This is a genomic window from Devosia psychrophila (assembly GCF_000971275.1).
Taxonomy (GTDB): domain Bacteria; phylum Pseudomonadota; class Alphaproteobacteria; order Rhizobiales; family Devosiaceae; genus Devosia; species Devosia psychrophila.
This window is the reverse complement of the sequence record NZ_LAPV01000192.1, coordinates 1-18,024: the sequence shown is the minus strand read 5'-3', so window position 1 is coordinate 18,024 and position 18,024 is coordinate 1. Positions and strand designations below refer to the sequence as shown.

The window sequence follows — 18,024 nt, the reverse complement described above, 5'->3', positions numbered from 1 at the left end:
GCAGGTCTTGCCGTGCCATCGACCAATAAATTCCCGCTTCGCCTGTTCGCCTTGCTGACCACAGCGCCGGCCATCCTGGTCGGCGGCGGCCTTTGGTATCTGTCTGGCCTGGCGCCCGGTTGCACCACCGCGATCAGTGACCGGCTCACCGCGCCCGATGCGCAGTTCGACCTTGTGGTGTTTTCACGCAGCTGCGGCGAAACCAGTCCGAACACCCAGGCCGCAGTGATTCCTGCTGGTGATGACCTGCCCGAAGACGCCACCAGCTTCGCCTCTATCGGCGTCGCTGCCGACCTTGACCCGCGCTGGGACGGCTTCGGCAGTATCGAACTGACGCTCCCCGTAGGCGCCAGGATTTATCGTCAGGACGACAGCGTCGCTGGTATTGCAGTGATCTACCGCTAGCCGCGGCAACTTCACCCCAATTCCGGCGTTGACGGGCATGACCGACACCATTCTGCAAGCCCTTACGTTCCCGCTGGCCAAGTTACACCGTCGCCGCTGGCGCCGCGTGCTCTGGCGTACCGCCCGGTCCATGACGCAGATGGACACGTCGATGCGCTGCGCCGGCGTTGCTTATTTCGGCTTCTTGTCGCTGTTCCCCGCCGTTGCCAGCGCCGTTCTCCTGCTCGGTCTGTTTGCCAAGCCACTTTTTCTGGCGGAAATGGTTGATCGTCTCGAGGGCCTTGTGCCTGAAGTCGTGCGCCGCACTCTGGCGGGGCAACTGGTCACCTTGCTGGAGCAACCGCGCGGCGGTCTGGGTCTGGGCCTCGTGATCTCTCTGCTGATCGCGGCGTGGAGCGCGTCTCGCGGCGTTGCTGCGCTGATGTATGCGGTCTCTCGGACCCATGCCGAGCCCGACAAGCGGAACTTTCTGGCGGCTGTCGCCATGTCGGTCTGGGTAACGTTTCTCGCCGGCTTTGGCATGATGATCGTGTTGACGCTGGTGGCCCTGATCCCCGCGTATTTCGCGGCCCTGCCCTGGCTCGGCGTCGGGCAGGTCCTGGTGCTCTGGCTGCGCTGGCCAATACTTTTAGGCCTTGGCGTCATGGGTATCGCGGCTTTTTACCGCTTCGCGCCGGACCGCCGCTCCAAGCGGGCCCGCTGGATTTGGCCCGGCGCCATCATTGCCACCGTGCTGTGGCTGCTGACCTGTGTGATTTTCTCGTTCTATGTCGAGCGCCTTGGCCAGTTCGAGGCCACTTTTGGCTCGTTGGCCACCGCCATCGTGATGTTACTTTGGATGTATAACTCGGCGCTCATCGTCGTGCTCGGCGCCACCATCAACGCCGAGCTGCAACGCGAAAGCCTTCAATATAAGGCTCAGACGCCCTTGCTGCGCTGATATAGCCGCCATGCCCAACCAAAGAGGCCGAAGGCAAAAAACACCAGCATCACGCCGCCAAAAATTACGGCCGTTGTACCGGCGACGAGTGGGAAAAACAGGAATACCAGTCCTAGCAGGATGTATGACACACCTGATAACACGACTGGCCAGATGCGGGCGTAGTGCTCCCGCTCGCGGGTGATCACTACGATCTGCATGACGCCCACGACCAGCGCCGCGATACCGACGAGGCTCGCCATAAAGGTCACCGTCAGGATCGTTGCCAGCAGCGGGCTGAGCAGGACCAGCACGCCCAGCACCAGCGACAACGCGTTGGACACGACGTCAAACCAGTAATTGCCGCTCTTGCCGCCGCCAAAGGTCAGGCTCCATAGGCCCAACGCACCGTCGATCAGCAGCAAAATGCCACCAGCCAGCACCATCACGGTCAGTGCATCGGTAGGCCAGATAACTGCATAGAGCCCCGCCAGCAACATCAACGCGCCGCGAAGCGCCGTCGCCAATGCAAAGCGTCTCCTCGTCTTAACCGAAACCGTCATAGTTTTCTCCAGATCGGCGCCAAGCCGCCGCTGCGCAATCTAACGCACTTCCCCGCAGTTCCAAGCCGTGCGCGGCTTTTAGTTTTTCTATACTCACCTCGGCCAATTGTTGATTGCTACCTTGCCCGCGCCGTGGTTTGAGACCGCTTCAATCGGGTCCCGCCGCTGGCGGTTTGCAGTCATGTCGCTTCCCCTCATCGCACTTTTTCTCGCAGCCTTCGCTTTCGGCACCGCCGAGTTCGTGATCGCCGGCGTCCTGCCCGATGTGGCGCGTGGTCTCGGCGTCTCGATCCCCATCGCGGGATACCTCGTCAGCGGCTATGCCATCGGCATCGCGATCGGTGGACCCCTGTTGGCCGTGGCGACCAAGAAGCTCAGCCGCAAGACGTTGATCCTGTTGCTGGGCGGTGTGTTCACCTTCGGCCAGGCCCTCTGCGCAATCGCCCCGACTTTCGAATTGCTGATGGCGGCCCGTGTTTTGGTCTCGGTCGTGCACGGTACTTATTTCGGAATTGCCGCCATTGTCGCAGTCAATCTGGTGCCGGCCGACAAGCGCGGCTTTGCCGTGGCGCTGATTCTCTCCGGTCTCACCGTCTCAAACATTCTTGGCGTCCCCGGCGGCACTGCCATCGGCACCGCTCTGGGCTGGCGCGCCACCTTTTGGGCCGTCGGCGTATTAGGGCTGCTCGCCACCCTCGCCATAGCCCTGTTCCTCCCGGCCGCCACCGGGCAGTCGAGCACGTCTGGCAGCTTCCTCCGCGAGTTCAAGGCGCTGGCCCGCCAGCAGATCGTCACCTCGCTCGCCATCGCCATCCTGGTGATGATCGGCCAATACAGTCTCTTCACCTATATCGCGCCGCTACTGCTCGAAGTCAGCGGGCTGGACGTCAACGTCGTGCCATTGGTGCTGCTGCTCTACGGGGTCGGCGCCACCATCGGCGTCTTTGTCGGCGGTCGTCTTGCCGACTGGAAGCTGATGCCCTCCCTCATCGGCATTTTAACCTGCCAGGCATTGGCCTTTGCGGCGATTTACCTCGCCGCTCCCTATCCCGTCGTCATGGCCGTGGTCGTAGTCATCTGGGGCGGGGTCAACTTCGCCTTTGGCTCGCCCCTACAGTCGCGCATCCTGGCCTGGGCTGGAGACGCGCCCAATCTGGCCTCGGCCTTGATCCCCAGCGGCTTCAACGTCGGCATCGCCATCGGCGCCGTTTTCGGCGCCAGTCTGCTGGATAGCGGCTTCGGCTATCGCAATCTGCCGCTGATCGGCACGGCTGCTCTCGTGATCGCCGTCTTGATCGCCATTTTCTCCTATTGGCTGGAACAGCGCAGCGACGACATCATGCCGGAAGCCGCTGGATAACCCGTCAAACCACTGGCCAAAATAACGGTTTGGTCATCTTCTGCCGCTTCAATGCGCCCGGGAACCTGAGCCGCTTATCTTGCGGTCGATTTTGCACGAGTGGACCGGGCGATGATCGACAATGAAACGCTGTTGATCGCAATCGCCTTTTCCAGCGCGGCCCTGATGGGCGCGCTGTTGATTGGCTGGGTCAATGCGCGTGCCGAGACCTATCTCGCCTATGGCTTGGCCGGTATCGGCTTCGTCGCCGTTGCCGTGGCGTTCCTCGGTCTGCGCAATGGCGCTTTCGGCCTTGTCTACCTGTTGGTGCCCTACTTCCTGCTGCTGACCGGCTTTGGCCTGATCTACGCCGCATCCCGCCTGTTTCGAGATCGATCGAGTTCAATCCGGCCGGCTATCGTTGCCTGGGCTGTCTCGGTCATGCTGCTTGCCGCTCCACTACTAGCCGGCTGGTCGGCGCTGGGCGTGCTGAGCCTGAATTCGACGAGCGCCGTCATCATGTTCCTGTGCGCCTGGGAATATTGGCGCGGCCGCAACGAGTCCCGCTCGGCCCTTATCACCAACGCGGCTCTCTACACGCTGAGCGCCATCTCTTTTGCTGCATGTGCCGTAATGATCGGGCTCGATGGCCATCTGGTGCTCGAGGCCATACCAGACAATTGGGCGGAGCGCTTCAATTCGATCGTATCGCTGGTCGGATTGACCGGTATCGGCGCCATTACCTTGACCCTGCATCATTCCCGCGCCGCCCGACGGCACCAGCTTGATGCCAATACCGATTCCCTGACCGGGCTGCTCAACCGCCGTGCCCTGTTCGACCGGTTCGACACTGTGGACCTGCCGGTTGGCACGGCAGTGCTGATGTTCGACATCGACCACTTCAAGCAGATCAACGACCGCCACGGGCACGCTGCTGGCGATGCCGTGATCCGCCATTTGGGCACTGTCCTGATCGATAACCTGCAGAGCGCGGACGTCGTCGCCCGAATCGGCGGCGAAGAATTTTGCGCCATTCTGAAGCCGATGCCGGTCGATCAGGCCAAGCTGATCGCCGAACGCATTCGCGCCAATTTCGAGCAGGCTCCGGCGCCTACGGCCTTGCAGGCTATTCCGGCCACCGTCAGCATCGGAGTCGCCACCAGCGGCGCCGACGAGAGTTTTTCGTCTGCGCTACATCGGGCCGACGACGCCCTGTATCGCGCCAAGGATAGCGGTCGCAACCGTGTCACGACCGCCTCCCTGCGCCTGATCGCCTAGCCGGCGAGAAACGCCCGTACCTTGCCGCTCGCCTTGCCGAAGTCGATGCGGCCCGGATAATCCGACTTGAGCTGGGCGATGACTTTGCCCATGTCTTTTGCGCCATCGGCACCGCTGGTGACGATGGCAGCACGGATGGCGGCCTCAACCTCGTCTTCGGTCAGGCTCTTGGGCAGGAACTCGTTGAGGATGTCGATCTCCTCCTTTTCGACCGTAGCGAGGTCGGCGCGGCCGGCCTGCGCATAGATAGCAAAGCTCTCTTCGCGCTGCTTGACCATCTTCTGGATGATGGTGAGGATTTCCTCGTTGGTCGCCGGACCGCGGTTTTCCTGGCGGATGGCGATATCCTTGTCCTTGATGGCCCCGCTAATGGCCCGGAGCGTCGTCGTGCGACGCTGGTCACGTGCCTTGAGGGCTGTCTTGAGGCCTTCGCTGAACTGTTCGCGCATGGGTTTTCATCCTCTTGCTATGCGTTTTCTTGAGCCCATATAGGCGTAAACAACGGCAAGCGCCACTTGCGCCCCTGCGTCGGGCCTTCTATGAGGAGGCCTCAACCGACATTGTCAAACTTACTGGAGGCCCACCGTGACCGGCTGGCAGCAATCCCCCGCGACCGCAGTTCTGATCCTTGCAGACGGTACGCGCCTGGAAGGCCGCGGCATCGGCGCCATTGGCCATGCCGCTGGCGAAGTGTGCTTCAACACCGCCATGACCGGCTACCAGGAAGTGCTGACCGACCCGTCCTACGCGGGCCAGATCATCACCTTCACCTTCCCCCATATTGGCAACGTCGGCACCAATGACGAAGACATCGAGACGGTCAACATGGCCGCCCTGTCCGGCGTCCGCGGCGTCGTGCTCAAGGCCGACATCACCAACCCCTCCAATTATCGTGCCGCCGAAAAGCTCGATGCCTGGCTCAAGAAGCGCAACATCGTCGGCATCACCGGCATAGACACACGCGCCCTGACCGCACTGATCCGCGAAAACGGCATGCCCAACGGCGTCATCGCACACGAGCCCAGCGGCCAGTTCGACGAAGCTTCGATCAACGCCGAACTCAAGGCCTTCCCCGGCCTTGAAGGCCTCGACCTCGCCAAGGAGGTCACCACGGCCCAGACTTACCACTGGGACCAGACCGGCTGGCAGTGGGACAAGGGTTTTGGCACGCTCGACAAGCCCGATTTCCATATCGTGGCAATCGACTACGGCGCCAAGCGCAACATCCTGCGTTGCCTCGCCGACCAAGGCGCCCGGGTCACCGTCGTGCCGGCGACCGCTACGGCGGCCGATGTGATGTCGCACAATCCCGACGGTATTTTTCTTTCTAACGGCCCCGGCGATCCGGCGGCGACGGGCAAATATGCCGTGCCGACCATTCAGACGCTGATGGAAACCGGCAAGCCGGTGTTCGGCATCTGCCTCGGTCACCAGTTGCTCGGCTTGTCGCTGGGTGCCACCACGTCCAAGATGCATCAGGGCCACCACGGCGCCAATCATCCGGTCAAGGACCTGACGACCGGCAAGGTCGAAATCACCTCGATGAACCATGGCTTTGCCGTGGACAAGGCCAGCCTGCCGGCCGGCGTCACCGAGACCCATATCTCGCTGTTCGACCAGTCCAATGCCGGTCTTTCAGTTGACGGGAAGCCTATCTTCTCGGTGCAGTATCACCCTGAAGCCAGCCCCGGCCCGCGCGATAGCCACTATCTGTTCACGCGCTTCCTCAACCACGTCCGCAAGCAAAAGGGCGTGGCCGAGCGCCCTGAACACGCTGCGCCCGCAGCCTGATACTCCTTCACCTCTCCCTTTGGGGGGAGAGGTGAATAACAGCGCGCTAAACGTTGCCCGAGAACGTATCGCAATCGCCTGGATTACCGGACGTGTAGCCGCGCTCGAACCAGGTTTTGCGTTGCGTCGAGGTGCCGTGGTTGAAGGTCTTGGGCACGGCAAAGCCCTGCATGCGCTTCTGCAGCGTATCGTCGCCGATCTGTTCGGCGGCGTTCAGTGCTTCCTCAATATCGCCATTGTCCAGCAGGTCTTCCTGGCCTGCTGAATTTGCCCAGACACCGGCATAGCAGTCCGCTTGTAGCTCGACGCGCACCGAATAGGCATTGGCTTCTTCGGTGCTCATCGACGCGCGACGCTCGTTGAACTCGGGCAGCACGCCCGTGATATTCTGCACGTGATGGCCAATTTCATGCGCCAGAACATAGGCCTGTGCGAAATCGCCCGGGGCACCAAACTGGTCGCGCAACTGGTCGTAGAAGCTGAGGTCGATATAAACCTGCTCGTCGCCAGGGCAGTAGAATGGCCCAGTGCTCGAATCAGCCGCGCCACAGGCCGTATCGACCCCACCGTTGAACAGCACCACCTTTGGTGCGGGATAGGTTTCGTTCTGCTGAGCGAAGACCTCGGTCCACAGGTCCTCGGTTTCCTTGACCACCACGCCGACGAAGTCGCGCAATTCGGCCTCGTCGCCCGTGGTCGGAACCTGGCCGGAAGAGCTGGCCGTGGAGCCAGAGCCCGTGCTGCTACCGCCGCCGTTGGTGAGGATGTCGATCGGATTGGTGCCGGTGAGCACCCAGATAATGCCCAGCACCACCACGATGCCGATAATGCTGCCGATGCCGCCGCGAGAACCGCCACCGCCGCCGGTGGGAAGGCGAATGCCACCGCCCCGGCCAAACGGGCTACCGCCCAATCCGCCCATGCGGCCACCGCTTTGACCACGACGATCTTCAATATTGGAGCTTTGCTCCCGGCCGCGCCATTTCATACGTCAATATCTCCGATTTGTCCCCAGCCTAGCAACAAGCTATGCCGATGCAATCGGTTCCGGCATGCGAATGCGCCGCCTGTGCGCGGTTACCGAATGACGAGCGGACCCCGAGACGGCGATCGCCTCGTAAGGGAATAAAATAGTGAGACGAAAGCCATCTCGGGGTGGCCGATTTTTGGAACAGGCCCGGTAAGCGCGCCCCATGATCACTCGCCATGGCGCGGCCGGTCCTCGAACCCGAGAAAAGGCAGCGACGCCTCTCGTTCGGCACCTTCCGGACACCGGTCGCTGCAGCGCCGCTCGTATCCCGGAAGATGGGAGGATTATGCGGGAGGCGGAGGGTGTGGGGATAAGATGGATAACTTTGGTTGTGGGAAGGGGCGGGACCACCCCACCCTCGCCCCTCAGGGGAGAGGGTGGGGTGAGGGGTGCGATGCCGGAACATCCCCACGATCCTCAGCATGGCAACCCTCACCCGGCGCTGCGCGCCGACCTCTCCCCTGAGGGGCGAGGCGATCAGACAGTAGTTAAAGGCATGACCTCGCACTCACCCCACCCACGGCGTCATCCCGGCGAAGGCCGGGATTTAACCTGAGATGGACCCATAGCCGCGAGGTAGCGGGAATAAGCACCGCGATCTGGCGGCGCGGGGATAAATCTCAGGATGGATCCCGGCCTTCGCCGGGATCACATTGTGGGTGTGCGATATTCGTCAGGAAGGACACCCCACTCCGCCTCAGTTTGACCACTCCCCTAACCTTCCATAACCTCACCGCGCCGCGGTCATCCTAGCGTCACCTGCCGGCGGCAAGACATGCGCGCTTCCCTCAGTGGAGCGCGACGCACCGGGCTTATCAGCGCCCATGTCCGGGAGCGCGGCGCCCCCGGTCTTTGGTTCAGCCATTAGAACAGAACAGGGACACACCAATGAATTTCCTGCCCAGGATTTCTCGACGCACATTCCTCGCGGGCTCCGCGAGTGTAGGAGCTATGGCCGCCATGCATCCCTTTGCCACCATGGCCCAGGCAAACCAGGCGCATCTGCGCATTCTGGAAACCACCGACCTGCATGTCGCGGTTTTTGCCTATGATTATTATGCCGATGCGCCCAACGACACGATGGGCCTCGCCCGCACCGCCTCGATCATCGAATCGATCCGCGCCGAGGCCGGCAATTCCATGCTGGTCGACAACGGCGACATCATCCAGGGTAACCCGATGGGCGACTATATCGCTTATGAAAAGGGCCTCGACGGCAACGTCCACCCGGTAATCGCGGCCATGAATACTCTCGGCTATGAGGCCGCGACGCTTGGCAATCACGAGTTCAACTATGGCCTTGAGTTTCTCGACAAGGCCCTCGCCGGCGCCGAATTCCCCTTCGTCTCGGCCAATCTGGTCAAGGGCGAACTGGCCGCCGATCCGCTGAGTGACACGACCTATATCCAGCCCTATCTCATCGTCGAAAAGGAACTGGTCGACGGCTCGGGTGCGACCAAGACCATCAAGATTGGCCTGATCGGCTTCCTGCCGCCGCAGATCATGACCTGGGACGCGACCCATCTCGCCGGCAAGGTCAACACGCGCGACATCGTCGAAACCGCACAGGCCTATATACCCAAGATCAAGGCAGACGGCGCCGACATCATCGTGGCGCTGTGCCACTCCGGCATTGCCGCCGACCAGACCACGGGCGCCGAAAACATGGCGCTGCAACTGGCTGGTGTCGAGGGCATCGACGTGGTGCTCAGCGGCCACCAGCATCTGGTATTCCCTGGCCCCGACTACGAGGGTGTCGAAGGCGCAGATATCGAAGCTGGCACGCTCGCGGGCAAGCCTGCCGTGATGGCCGGCTTCTGGGGCTCGCATATGGGCCTGATCGACCTGTTGCTCGAACAGGACGCCGAGGGCAAATGGAGCATCGCTTCGCACACCTCTGAAGCCCGCCCGATTTTCGAGCGCATCGAGGGCAAGGTGAGCCGGCTGGTCGAGGACGAGGCCGAAGTCGCCGCCGCCGCCGAGGACGACCACAAGGAAACGCTCGAATACGTGCGCCGTGCCGTCGGCGAAACCTCGGCGCCACTGTATTCCTACTTCGCACTCGTAGCCGACGATCCCTCGGTCCAGATCGTTAGCCAGGCCCAGACCTGGTACATCTCCCAGATGATGAAGGGCACCGAGTGGGAAGCCCTGCCGATCCTCTCGGCGGCAGCGCCGTTCAAGGCCGGCGGTCGCGGCGGTCCGGATTACTATACTGACGTCCCCGTCGGTCCGGTCGCCATCAAGAACGTGGCGGATCTTTACCTCTATCCCAACACCATCCAGGCGGTGAAAATCACCGGCGCGGACGTGAAGAACTGGCTGGAACGCTCCGCCGGCATCTTCAATCAGATTGAGGCTGGCGCCAAGGATGCCGAGCTGATCAACCCGGATTTCCCGTCCTACAATTACGACGTGATCGATGGCGTGACTTACAAGATCGACGTGACACAGCCCTCGAAATATTCGTCGGATGGCAAGGAAGAGCCCAACCCCGACGCCAACCGCATCGTCGAGCTGATGTACGACGGCAAGCCGATCGACCCCGCCCAGGAATTCATAGTCGCCACCAACAACTATCGCGCTGGCGGCGGCGGCACCTTTCCGGGCATCGGAGCCGACGTAATCGTGTTCAAGGGGCCGGATACCAATCGCGACCTCATCGTGCGGTTTATCGTCGAAAACGGCATGATCGGCCCTTCGGCAGACGGCAACTGGTCGCTGGCGCCGATTCCCGACACCACGGTGCTGTTCACCACGGGACCAAAGGCCGCCCAGTTCGTCGATGACGTCACAGCCATCAAGATCGAAGCCACCGGCGAAACCAATGCTGACGGTTTCGGCGTCTATCGCATCACGCTATGATCGGAACGGGGCGGCTGATCCGGGCCGCCCCGCTCGCTTGAAGGAATATCATGCACTTCGTTTCTGTAGCCCTGCTGCTGGCCGTGTTCTGCTCTCCGGCACTGGCGCAGCAGCGCACGCAATATGTGCTGGCGGTGAGCTGGCAACCGGCCTTCTGCGAGACGCGGCCAGATCGGTCGGAATGCGAAAGCCAGACCGCGGATCGATTTGATGCCAGCAACTTCGCGCTACATGGGTTGTGGCCACAGCCGCGATCACGTGACTATTGCGGCGTCGACGACGACCTTGTTCAACTGGACGAGGATGGCGACTGGGACATGCTACCAGAGCCCAATATCTCGGCGGCCCTGCGCGATGAATTGCTGGTGATGATGCCCGGCGCCGCCTCGGCTCTCGACCGCCACGAATGGATTACCCACGGCACTTGCTATGACGGCAACGCAGAGGCCTACTTCGGCGACTCGCTGGATATGCTGGACGCGATCAACGAAAGCCCCGTCCGCCAACTGTTTGCCGCCTCGATCGGCCAGCGCCTGACCCAACGCGAAGTCCGCGCCGCTTTCGACAGCGCATTCGGCCGCGGAGCCGGCGACCGCGTCCGGCTCTCCTGCGTCAACGACGGCAATCGCCGGATCATCGATGAACTGACGATTGGCCTGACGGGACGCCCCGAGGGCCCGGACAGTTTTGGCGAATTGATCATGGCCGCGCGCCGTACCGACGGTGGTTGCGATGGCGGCGTGGTCGATGCGGTAGGATTGCAGTAGCAGTTAACGCCAGAACACAATTCTATCCCCTCCCTCCCCCTTGAGGGGAGGGATTGAGGGCACTGATGGACCCCCTCCCCGGCCCTCCGCTGGAAATCTAACTACTCCAGCGCTGCATCCAGCCGTTCGCGCAACTGTTTCAAACCCTGGCGCATGACCGCCCCAGCTTCGACATCGCCCCCCAGTGCCTCCCCGACCTGCAGCGGGATCGCCAGCGCCTGCTCACGCAGCGCCCTGCCCTCGTCGGTCAGGAAAATCCGCACCAGCCGCTCATCCTCGACGTCACGCTGCCGTCGCACCAATGCCCGAGCTTCAAGGCGCTTGATCAGCGGTGTGATGGTGCCGGAATCGAGGAATAACTTATCCCCCAGCGCCTTTACCGTCAGACCGTCCTGCTCCCAGAGCACGAGGAACGCGAGGTATTGAGGATAGGTCAGGCCCAGCGCGTCCAGCCGCGGCTTATAGAATCGCGTGAAGGCGTGGCTCGCGGCATATACGGCGAAGCACAGCATAGAATCGAGCCGCAGCGGGTTAGCGGGTTTTGCCATCGGACCATCCTCGGAACAACAAAATCACCATAGCACGTCATTTTTCAATTGCACACAATTTAGTTGTGCACTATTGATCTTGCCATAAGATGCGTTTCGATAACAACCAAGGAGCCTGTCATGGCCATCAAGTCAGCCGTCTACACCGCCCATGCTCACACGACTGGTGGCCGCACCGGCACCAGCGCGACCGATGACGGCCGCCTCTCGGTAACGCTCGATACCCCCAAGGCCATGGGCGGCAACGACGGCCCGGGCACCAACCCGGAACAGCTGTTTGCCGCCGGTTACTCGGCCTGTTTCCTCGGCGCGCTGAAGGCTGTCGGCCGTGGCGAAAAGATCAAGGTGCCAGACGAAACCACGATCGACGCGTCGGTGTCGTTCGGTGAAAACGCCAATGAAGGCGCCAAGGGCTTCAACATCGCCGTCGAGCTAAAGGTGACGATTCCTGGCTTTTCCAAGGAAGACGCCGAAGCCCTGATCCACAAGGCCCACGAAGTCTGCCCCTATTCCAACGCCACGCGCGGCAATGTCGACGTGAAGCTGACCGTCGCCTAGGCTTCCTGCCTCCCTCCTCCCTGAGGGGAGGGAGGGCAAAACTGATACCTTTGAGTTATTCCGCCGGCTGCGCTACCACGTCGAGTGACTCCCAACGCGAGCGGTGCTTGTCGAGCAACTCCGAGACCACGAACAGCGCCAGCCCGCCGACGGCCATCACGGCGCCGACCGGCCCGGTCGAGGCCCAGCCAAAGCCTGCCGCGATCGACATGCCGCCAAACAGCGCGCCAAGCGCATTGCCGATGTTGAACGCCGCATGATTGAGCGTTGCCGCCAGCGTCTGCCCATCGGCGGCTACGTCCATCAACCGCGTCTGCAGCGCCGTGCCAATCGCCACGGTGAAACCGACGAGAAACACGCTGATCGACGCCGACAGCCAGAACTGCGCCGTCCATGGGATAACCGCGAGGCTGATGACGTTGAACACCAGCATGCCGCCAATGGTCGGCATCAGCGCCTTGTCGGCCATCGCCGCGCCCAGGATATTGCCCAGCGTCATGCCGACGCCGAACAGCGCCAGCACCACCGGCACCCAGACCACCGGCACATGCGCCACCTCGGTTAGCAGTGGCACGATATAGGTGAACACCGAGAACATGCCGCCGCAGCCGACAGCGGCAATGCCCAACGTCAACCACACCTGCGGGCGCTTGAGCGCACCGAGCTCGCGCAGCGGGCTCGCCCCCTCGGCGATTTGGATCACCGGCACAAAGCGTACGATCATCGCTAGTGCGACGACGCCGATCAGCCCGACGCCGGCAAAGGTCGGCCGCCAGCCCATGTATTGGCCCAGCCAGGTTGCGAGCGGCATACCGATCAGCGTCGCCAGCGTCAGGCCCAGCATCACCCGGCCCACGGCCCGAGCCCGATAGCCGACATCCACCATCGAGGCGGCAATCAGCGCGGCAATGCCGAAATAGGCGCCATGCGGCAGCCCGGCGACAAAGCGCAGCCCGATCAGCGAGAGATAGTCCGGCGCCATGGCGCTGCCGAAATTACCTAGCGCGAACAGGCCCATCAGCCACAGCATCAACGGTTTGCGCGGCGCCTTGGCGAACAGCACCGCAAACAGCGGCGCCCCGACCACCACGCCCAGCGCGTAGGCGCTGATCACATGGCCGGCTTCGGGCTCGGAAACCAGCATGTCCCGCGCCAAATTGGGCAGCAGCCCCATGATGGCAAATTCACCGGTGCCGATGCCGAACGAGCCGATCGCCAAGGCGAGGATGGCCAGCTTGGTTGCCGTGTCGCCAAAGCCGGAGACGGGTGAAGTGGTGGTCATGGTTGGCTCCAGGCACGAATCCGGCCGCCGGCCGCATTGGGCCGGGCGCCGAAAGGCAATGTGGGATACCCGTTCGGGAGACGAACGCGGCAGCTTCAAACTAAAATGTTAGTGCCGCCTGTCGCAACCTCCCATTGTGCACAGCCGACCTGCGCAAAAAGGCAGCTCCATCACATTCTTAACGCTTTCGATTCACCGCCGGGAAAGGCTGTCGGGCTAGTCTCGCCCTGCCAAAAATCCGCCGGAGCGACGCCATGACCGTCCCTGCCCTCGCCATTTTCCACCTGACCAAGAGCTTTGATCGCCCGGTGGTGCAAGATCTCGACCTGACCATCAAGGCCGGCGAATTCTACGCCCTGCTTGGGCCCAATGGCGCCGGTAAGACCACCATCCTGCGCATGGTCGCCGGCCTGCTGCAGCCCGATGTCGGCGATATCTCGATCTTCGGCATCGACGCCCGGCGCGACCCCATCGCCGCCAAGCGCCTCGTCGCCTGGGTTTCGGACGAGCCCATGGTCTATGACCGCCTCACCCCGCTTGAATATCTCGAATTCGTTGCTGGTCTTTGGCAGGTCGAACCCAAGAAAGCCCAGGCTAAGGCCGATGAACTGATCGACTGGCTCGGCCTGCGCCCGCATGCCAACCAGCTGTGCGGCGGCTTCTCCATGGGCATGCTGCAAAAGGTCGCCCTCGCCGGTGCGCTGGTGCATGACCCCAAGCTGATCATCCTCGACGAGCCGCTGACCGGGCTCGACGCCGGCTCGGCCCGCACCGTCAAGGACGTGCTACTGGGCAAGGTGCGCGATGGCGTCACCGTCATCATGACCACCCACATTCTCGAAGTCGCCGAGCGCATGGCCGAGCGCATCGGCGTCATCAAGGAGGGCAGGCTGCTCGCCGAGGGCACGCTGGCCGAACTGCGCACCCGCATCGGCCGCGAGTCCAGCCTCGAGGACATATTCCTCGACCTCGTGGCCCAAAGTGGCGAAACAGACGCCGTGGCCGCATGAGCGCCGCGCCCGCCTCCATCGCCTGGTTTGCCCGCCACGAACTGATCCTCGGCTGGCGCGATTGGGTCGCCATGATGACCGGCGGCCGCCGTTCCCGCAGCATGGGCATCGTCATTTTCCTCGCCGTCGTCGTGCTAGTCTTGCACCTGATGGCCTTCGGGCTTGTCGGCCGATGGGCCTCGCGCGGCGTGCCGAACGACGCCGCAAGTCTGGTCATGCTGACCGGCACCGGCATCCTGTTTTGGACCATCATGCTGTCGCAGGCGCTCGAAGCCGTCACCCGCGTCTACTACGGCCGCTCAGACCTCGATCTGGTCCTCTCCTCCCCCGCCTCGTCACAACGCCTGTTCGCCGTCCGCACCGGCGCGGTTGCCCTGACCAGCATCCTGCTGCCGGGCCTGCTGGCCAGCCCGCTGATCAACATGCTGGCGCTGCTCGATGGGCCGCGCTGGCTGTCGGCCTATGGCGTCGTCGTCGCCATGGGCGCCATATCCACCGCCATTTCAGTGCTGATCACGCTGGGCCTGTTCCGCGCCGTCGGCCCCAAGCAAACACGGCTGATTGCCCAGATCGTCGCAGCCGTAGTCGGCGCCGGCTTCGTCATCGGCATCCAGGCCGCCGCCATCCTCTATTATGGCGACATGTCCCGTTTCGCGCTGTTCCAGAGCCAGGCCATCGTCGACGCCGCGCCAGAACTGCACAGCAATTTCTGGCTACCGGCCAAGGCCGCGATGGGCGATGGCACTGCGCTGCTGATCATGCTGGGCATCGGCCTGACCGCCCTTGTGTTGACCGTTGCACTGGCCGCTCCGAGCTATGGCCAGCACGCCACCTCTGCAGCGGGCCTTACCCATGTACGCAGCCAGCGCCGCCCCGCCAGGCGCAGCTTCCGCACCATGTCGCAGCGCCACGCCTTGCGCCTCAAGGAATGGCGGCTGTTGCAGCGCGACCCGTGGCTGCTGTCGCAGACGCTGATGCAGATCCTTTACCTGCTACCGCCGGCCCTGCTGCTCTGGCTCAATTTCGGCCATGACGCAGGGGCTTTCGTCGTCGTCGTGCCTGTGCTCATTATGGCTGCGGGACAGTTGGCTGGCGGTCTCGCCTGGCTGGCGATATCCGGCGAAGATGCGCATGACCTCGTCGTCACCGGTCCCGTTTCACCCCGCACGGTGTTGATCGCCAAGATTGAGGCCGTGCTGAGCGTCATCGCCGTAGTGATGGCGCCGCTGCTTCTGCTGATGGCGATTTCCTCGCCGCGGATGGCGCTGATCACCGCCTTCGGCGCCATGCTTTCCGCCGGTTCAGCCACCGCCATTCAGCTGTGGTTTCGCGTCGTCGCCAAGCGCTCGATGTTCCGCCGCCGCCAGGTTGCCTCCCGCGCCGCCACGCTGAGCGAGGCTTTCGCCTCGATCATGTGGGCAGGCATGGGCGCCCTGATGGCCTCGGGTTCTATGCTGGCCATCGGCCCCGCAGTCGTCGCAGTACTAGTGTTGGGCCTCGCCAAACTGCTGAGCCCTCGCCGAGCCTAGCCCTGGCGGACGAGGCTGGTATCTGGCTCCCGCAGCAAGGCCGAGAGCCCGATACCGACCAAGGACAGCGCCGGGAAGATGGCGCCGACCCAGCCGAGGTCGCTGGCGGTGCCATATTGCAGCACGAGGCCGCCGATCACCGCGCCGCTGGCAATGCCGAGATACAGCGCCGACGAATTGAGCGACAACACCAGCGGCGCATTGCCGTGTGACCGGCTCAGCAGATAGCTCGACTGTGCCGGCGGAAAGGCCCAGCCGGTACCGCCCCAGATCACGATCAGCACGAAGAACGCCGGGATCACCACGCCGGTCGGCAGATGCGCCGCCAGCGAGATGGCCACCAGCAGGATTGCGTTGAGTGAGGCCGCGCCGATCACCGTGGGCCGTGCGCCGATCCGGTCGGCCAACTGTCCGCCCGCCACATTGCCAAATGCCGCGCCGATGCCGAAGGCCAGCAGCACCGCCGGCACCAGCTCGCGTGGCAGGCCGATAGACTGCGTCGTGACAACGGCGAGATAGACGATGACGGTGAAGGCTCCGGCCAGGTTGAACAATGTGGTCAGCAGTGCGCCGGGGACGCCCGGAAGGGCTACTGCCTTGATGCGCTGGCGCAGGGTCAGCGGCGCTCCGCGCAGGCCAGAGGGCAGCATGATCCAGATCGACATCGCAGCAATGACGCCGAAGCCAGCCACCATGAAATAGGTGCCGCGCCAGGTCACGAGGCCAGCCACCAGTGCCCCGAGCGGTGCGCCGAACGCCACCGCCATCGTGGTGCCGCCGACAATGACCGAAATGGCGCGCGCCCGGTGATCGACCGAAGAAATTGCTACGCCGGTGGCCTGCGCCGTTGCGGTATATAGACCTGCTGCGAAAGCCATCAGGATGCGCGCCGCCATCAGGTCGGCATAGCCCTGCGAGAACCCGGCCCAGACCGCACCAGCCGAAAAGATCAACGCCGTAATGGTCAGGGTGAGGCGCCGGTCGGCCGTGCCGGTCAGCGCGGCGAGGATCGGCGAACCAAACGCATTGGCCAGCGAGAACACCAGCACCAGATAGCCCGCCTGGGTCAGCGACACCCCGGTGGACTCGGCGATCTGCGGCAACAGGCTCGAAATGGCAAAGCTCTCGACGCCGATGGCGAAGGTGCCCACCGCCAGCCAGATGAGACGGATATCCATGAAACTGGTCCTTGTTCAAAATTCATTGAACAATTGAACCTCGCTCACGAACAAGTCAATCGCCTTGTCCAACACTTATTGAACTAACGACCGAAAAGCGCTAACTACCTGCCATGACCCTACCGCATCCCGAAACCGACCAGATCTCCCTGCCCAATGTGCTCGCCGCGCTGGGCGATGACACGCGCCTCGCCATAATCGGCTGCCTGGCGCGCAGCGACATAGTGTCTGGCCTGGTCTGCGGCCAGTTGGGCGGCCTGACTTCCAAGACCAACCTTACCTACCACGTCGCCAAACTGCGCGAAGCCGGCATAGTCCACGTCCGCCCCGAAGGCACCAAGCGTCGCGTCACCCTCCGCCGCGAAGACCTTGACGCCCGTTTCCCGGGGTTCCTAGATACCATCATCGCCACCGCCGTGGACTTGCCCCAGGTCGAGAGCACACTGGCCCTGTTGAACCAGCAGGAACGAGCATGCCAAGCCTGAGCTTTCGCGACGCCACGCTTGCCGACATCGCCACGATGATCCAGCTCAGCCATGCCGGCGACGCCCGTGGCAAGGATACACCGCCGCTCGATCCGACCAGTCTTGACGATCCACGCTACCGCGCCGCCTTTGATGAGATCGCAAGCGATCCCGCTCACCGGCTCATCGTGGCCGAGCGCCATGGCGAAGTCGTCGGCACCCTGCAGATCAGCTTCATTCCCGGCCTGCCCAATTTCGGCATGAAGCGCGGCCTGCTCGAAAACGTCCATATCCGCGCCGACCAGCGCGGCTCGGGCCTGGGCAGCGAAATGGTGCAGTGGGCCGTCGATCGCTGCCGTGAAGCTTGTTGCGGAGTGGTGCAACTCACATCTAACAAGGTACGCCTAGACGCGCACCGCTTCTACGAAAAGCTCGGCTTTACCAAGAGCCACGAGGGCTTCAAGCTCCGCCTATAGCGCATTGACCCCACCCCCACCC

Annotated in this window: 18 protein-coding genes; 12 read left to right on the top strand and 6 right to left on the bottom strand. The window is 62.9% G+C overall.

The window, feature by feature from the left end; genetic code table 11:
• Positions 1-12: 12 nt before the first annotated feature.
• Positions 13-405, top strand: a complete 393-nt coding sequence (locus tag WH91_RS19975; RefSeq protein ID WP_046172777.1) for a hypothetical protein — start codon at positions 13-15, stop codon at positions 403-405.
• Between the two features lie 37 nt (positions 406-442).
• Positions 443-1,345 carry a YihY/virulence factor BrkB family protein gene (locus WH91_RS19970; protein WP_052953005.1) on the top strand — a complete coding sequence of 301 codons (903 nt, stop codon included), beginning with the start codon at positions 443-445 and terminating at the stop codon, positions 1,343-1,345.
• On the opposite strand, the gene WH91_RS19965 is transcribed toward WH91_RS19970, so the two are convergent.
• The gene (locus WH91_RS19965) at positions 1,324-1,887 is read right to left on the bottom strand and encodes an HdeD family acid-resistance protein (protein WP_046172776.1); all 564 of its coding nucleotides are present in this window, start codon (positions 1,885-1,887) and stop codon (positions 1,324-1,326) included. The genes WH91_RS19970 and WH91_RS19965 overlap by 22 nt on opposite strands.
• Before the next feature lie 181 nt (positions 1,888-2,068).
• Here WH91_RS19965 and WH91_RS19960 point away from each other — a divergent pair, with 181 nt between their 5' ends.
• Together WH91_RS19960 and WH91_RS19955 are read left to right on the top strand one after the other, a co-directional pair.
• Complete coding sequence (locus WH91_RS19960; RefSeq protein ID WP_046172775.1) at positions 2,069-3,247, top strand: MFS transporter; 1,179 nt, start codon at positions 2,069-2,071, stop codon at positions 3,245-3,247.
• A gap of 111 nt (positions 3,248-3,358) precedes the next feature.
• Positions 3,359-4,504: a GGDEF domain-containing protein gene (locus tag WH91_RS19955; protein ID WP_046172828.1), complete on the top strand. Its 1,146-nt coding sequence runs from the start codon at positions 3,359-3,361 to the stop codon at positions 4,502-4,504.
• Here the strand turns inward: WH91_RS19955 and WH91_RS19950 are convergent.
• Entirely contained in the window at positions 4,501-4,953 is a 453-nt protein-coding gene (locus WH91_RS19950; RefSeq protein WP_046172774.1) for a GatB/YqeY domain-containing protein, read from the bottom strand. The genes WH91_RS19955 and WH91_RS19950 overlap by 4 nt on opposite strands.
• 136 nt (positions 4,954-5,089) lie before the next feature.
• On the opposite strand from WH91_RS19950, the gene carA reads away from it, so the two are divergent.
• Positions 5,090-6,295 carry a glutamine-hydrolyzing carbamoyl-phosphate synthase small subunit gene (gene carA, locus WH91_RS19945; RefSeq protein ID WP_046172773.1) on the top strand — a complete coding sequence of 402 codons (1,206 nt, stop codon included), beginning with the start codon at positions 5,090-5,092 and terminating at the stop codon, positions 6,293-6,295.
• Between the two features lie 46 nt (positions 6,296-6,341).
• On the opposite strand, the gene ypfJ is transcribed toward carA, so the two are convergent.
• Entirely contained in the window at positions 6,342-7,283 is a 942-nt protein-coding gene (gene ypfJ, locus WH91_RS19940) for a KPN_02809 family neutral zinc metallopeptidase (protein ID WP_046172772.1), read from the bottom strand.
• A 930-nt stretch (positions 7,284-8,213) separates the two neighbouring features.
• On the opposite strand from ypfJ, the gene WH91_RS19935 reads away from it, so the two are divergent.
• Both WH91_RS19935 and WH91_RS19930 read left to right on the top strand, forming a co-directional pair.
• Positions 8,214-10,190 (top strand): bifunctional 2',3'-cyclic-nucleotide 2'-phosphodiesterase/3'-nucleotidase, encoded by a 1,977-nt coding sequence (locus WH91_RS19935; RefSeq protein WP_046172771.1) that lies wholly within the window; start codon positions 8,214-8,216, stop codon positions 10,188-10,190.
• A 50-nt stretch (positions 10,191-10,240) separates the two neighbouring features.
• Positions 10,241-10,957 carry a ribonuclease T2 family protein gene (locus WH91_RS19930; RefSeq protein ID WP_052953003.1) on the top strand — a complete coding sequence of 239 codons (717 nt, stop codon included), beginning with the start codon at positions 10,241-10,243 and terminating at the stop codon, positions 10,955-10,957.
• A 101-nt stretch (positions 10,958-11,058) separates the two neighbouring features.
• On the opposite strand, the gene WH91_RS19925 is transcribed toward WH91_RS19930, so the two are convergent.
• Positions 11,059-11,505, bottom strand: coding sequence for a MarR family winged helix-turn-helix transcriptional regulator (locus WH91_RS19925; RefSeq protein ID WP_046172770.1), 447 nt, complete (start codon positions 11,503-11,505; stop codon positions 11,059-11,061).
• Positions 11,506-11,625: 120 nt separating this feature from the next.
• Here WH91_RS19925 and WH91_RS19920 point away from each other — a divergent pair, with 120 nt between their 5' ends.
• Positions 11,626-12,063, top strand: a complete 438-nt coding sequence (locus tag WH91_RS19920) for an organic hydroperoxide resistance protein (protein WP_046172769.1) — start codon at positions 11,626-11,628, stop codon at positions 12,061-12,063.
• 55 nt (positions 12,064-12,118) lie between these two features.
• Here WH91_RS19920 and WH91_RS19915 read toward each other — a convergent pair whose 3' ends face one another.
• Positions 12,119-13,345 carry an MFS transporter gene (locus WH91_RS19915; protein WP_046172768.1) on the bottom strand — a complete coding sequence of 409 codons (1,227 nt, stop codon included), beginning with the start codon at positions 13,343-13,345 and terminating at the stop codon, positions 12,119-12,121.
• Positions 13,346-13,599: 254 nt separating this feature from the next.
• Between WH91_RS19915 and WH91_RS19910 the strand changes: the two genes are divergently transcribed.
• A complete protein-coding gene (locus tag WH91_RS19910; RefSeq protein ID WP_046172767.1) occupies positions 13,600-14,355 on the top strand; it encodes an ABC transporter ATP-binding protein in 756 nt (251 codons plus the stop codon).
• Positions 14,352-15,884, top strand: a complete 1,533-nt coding sequence (locus tag WH91_RS19905; protein WP_046172766.1) for a hypothetical protein — start codon at positions 14,352-14,354, stop codon at positions 15,882-15,884. Before WH91_RS19910 ends, WH91_RS19905 begins: the two co-directional genes overlap by 4 nt.
• Here the strand turns inward: WH91_RS19905 and WH91_RS19900 are convergent.
• Positions 15,881-17,062, bottom strand: coding sequence for an MFS transporter (locus WH91_RS19900; RefSeq protein WP_046172765.1), 1,182 nt, complete (start codon positions 17,060-17,062; stop codon positions 15,881-15,883). The two genes, WH91_RS19905 and WH91_RS19900, sit on opposite strands and share 4 nt — an antisense overlap.
• A gap of 113 nt (positions 17,063-17,175) precedes the next feature.
• On the opposite strand from WH91_RS19900, the gene WH91_RS19895 reads away from it, so the two are divergent.
• Together WH91_RS19895 and WH91_RS19890 are read left to right on the top strand one after the other, a co-directional pair.
• Entirely contained in the window at positions 17,176-17,547 is a 372-nt protein-coding gene (locus tag WH91_RS19895) for an ArsR/SmtB family transcription factor (RefSeq protein ID WP_046172764.1), read from the top strand.
• A complete protein-coding gene (locus WH91_RS19890; RefSeq protein ID WP_046172763.1) occupies positions 17,535-18,002 on the top strand; it encodes a GNAT family N-acetyltransferase in 468 nt (155 codons plus the stop codon). The genes WH91_RS19895 and WH91_RS19890 overlap by 13 nt, the downstream gene beginning before the upstream one ends.
• Positions 18,003-18,024 lie beyond the last annotated feature (22 nt).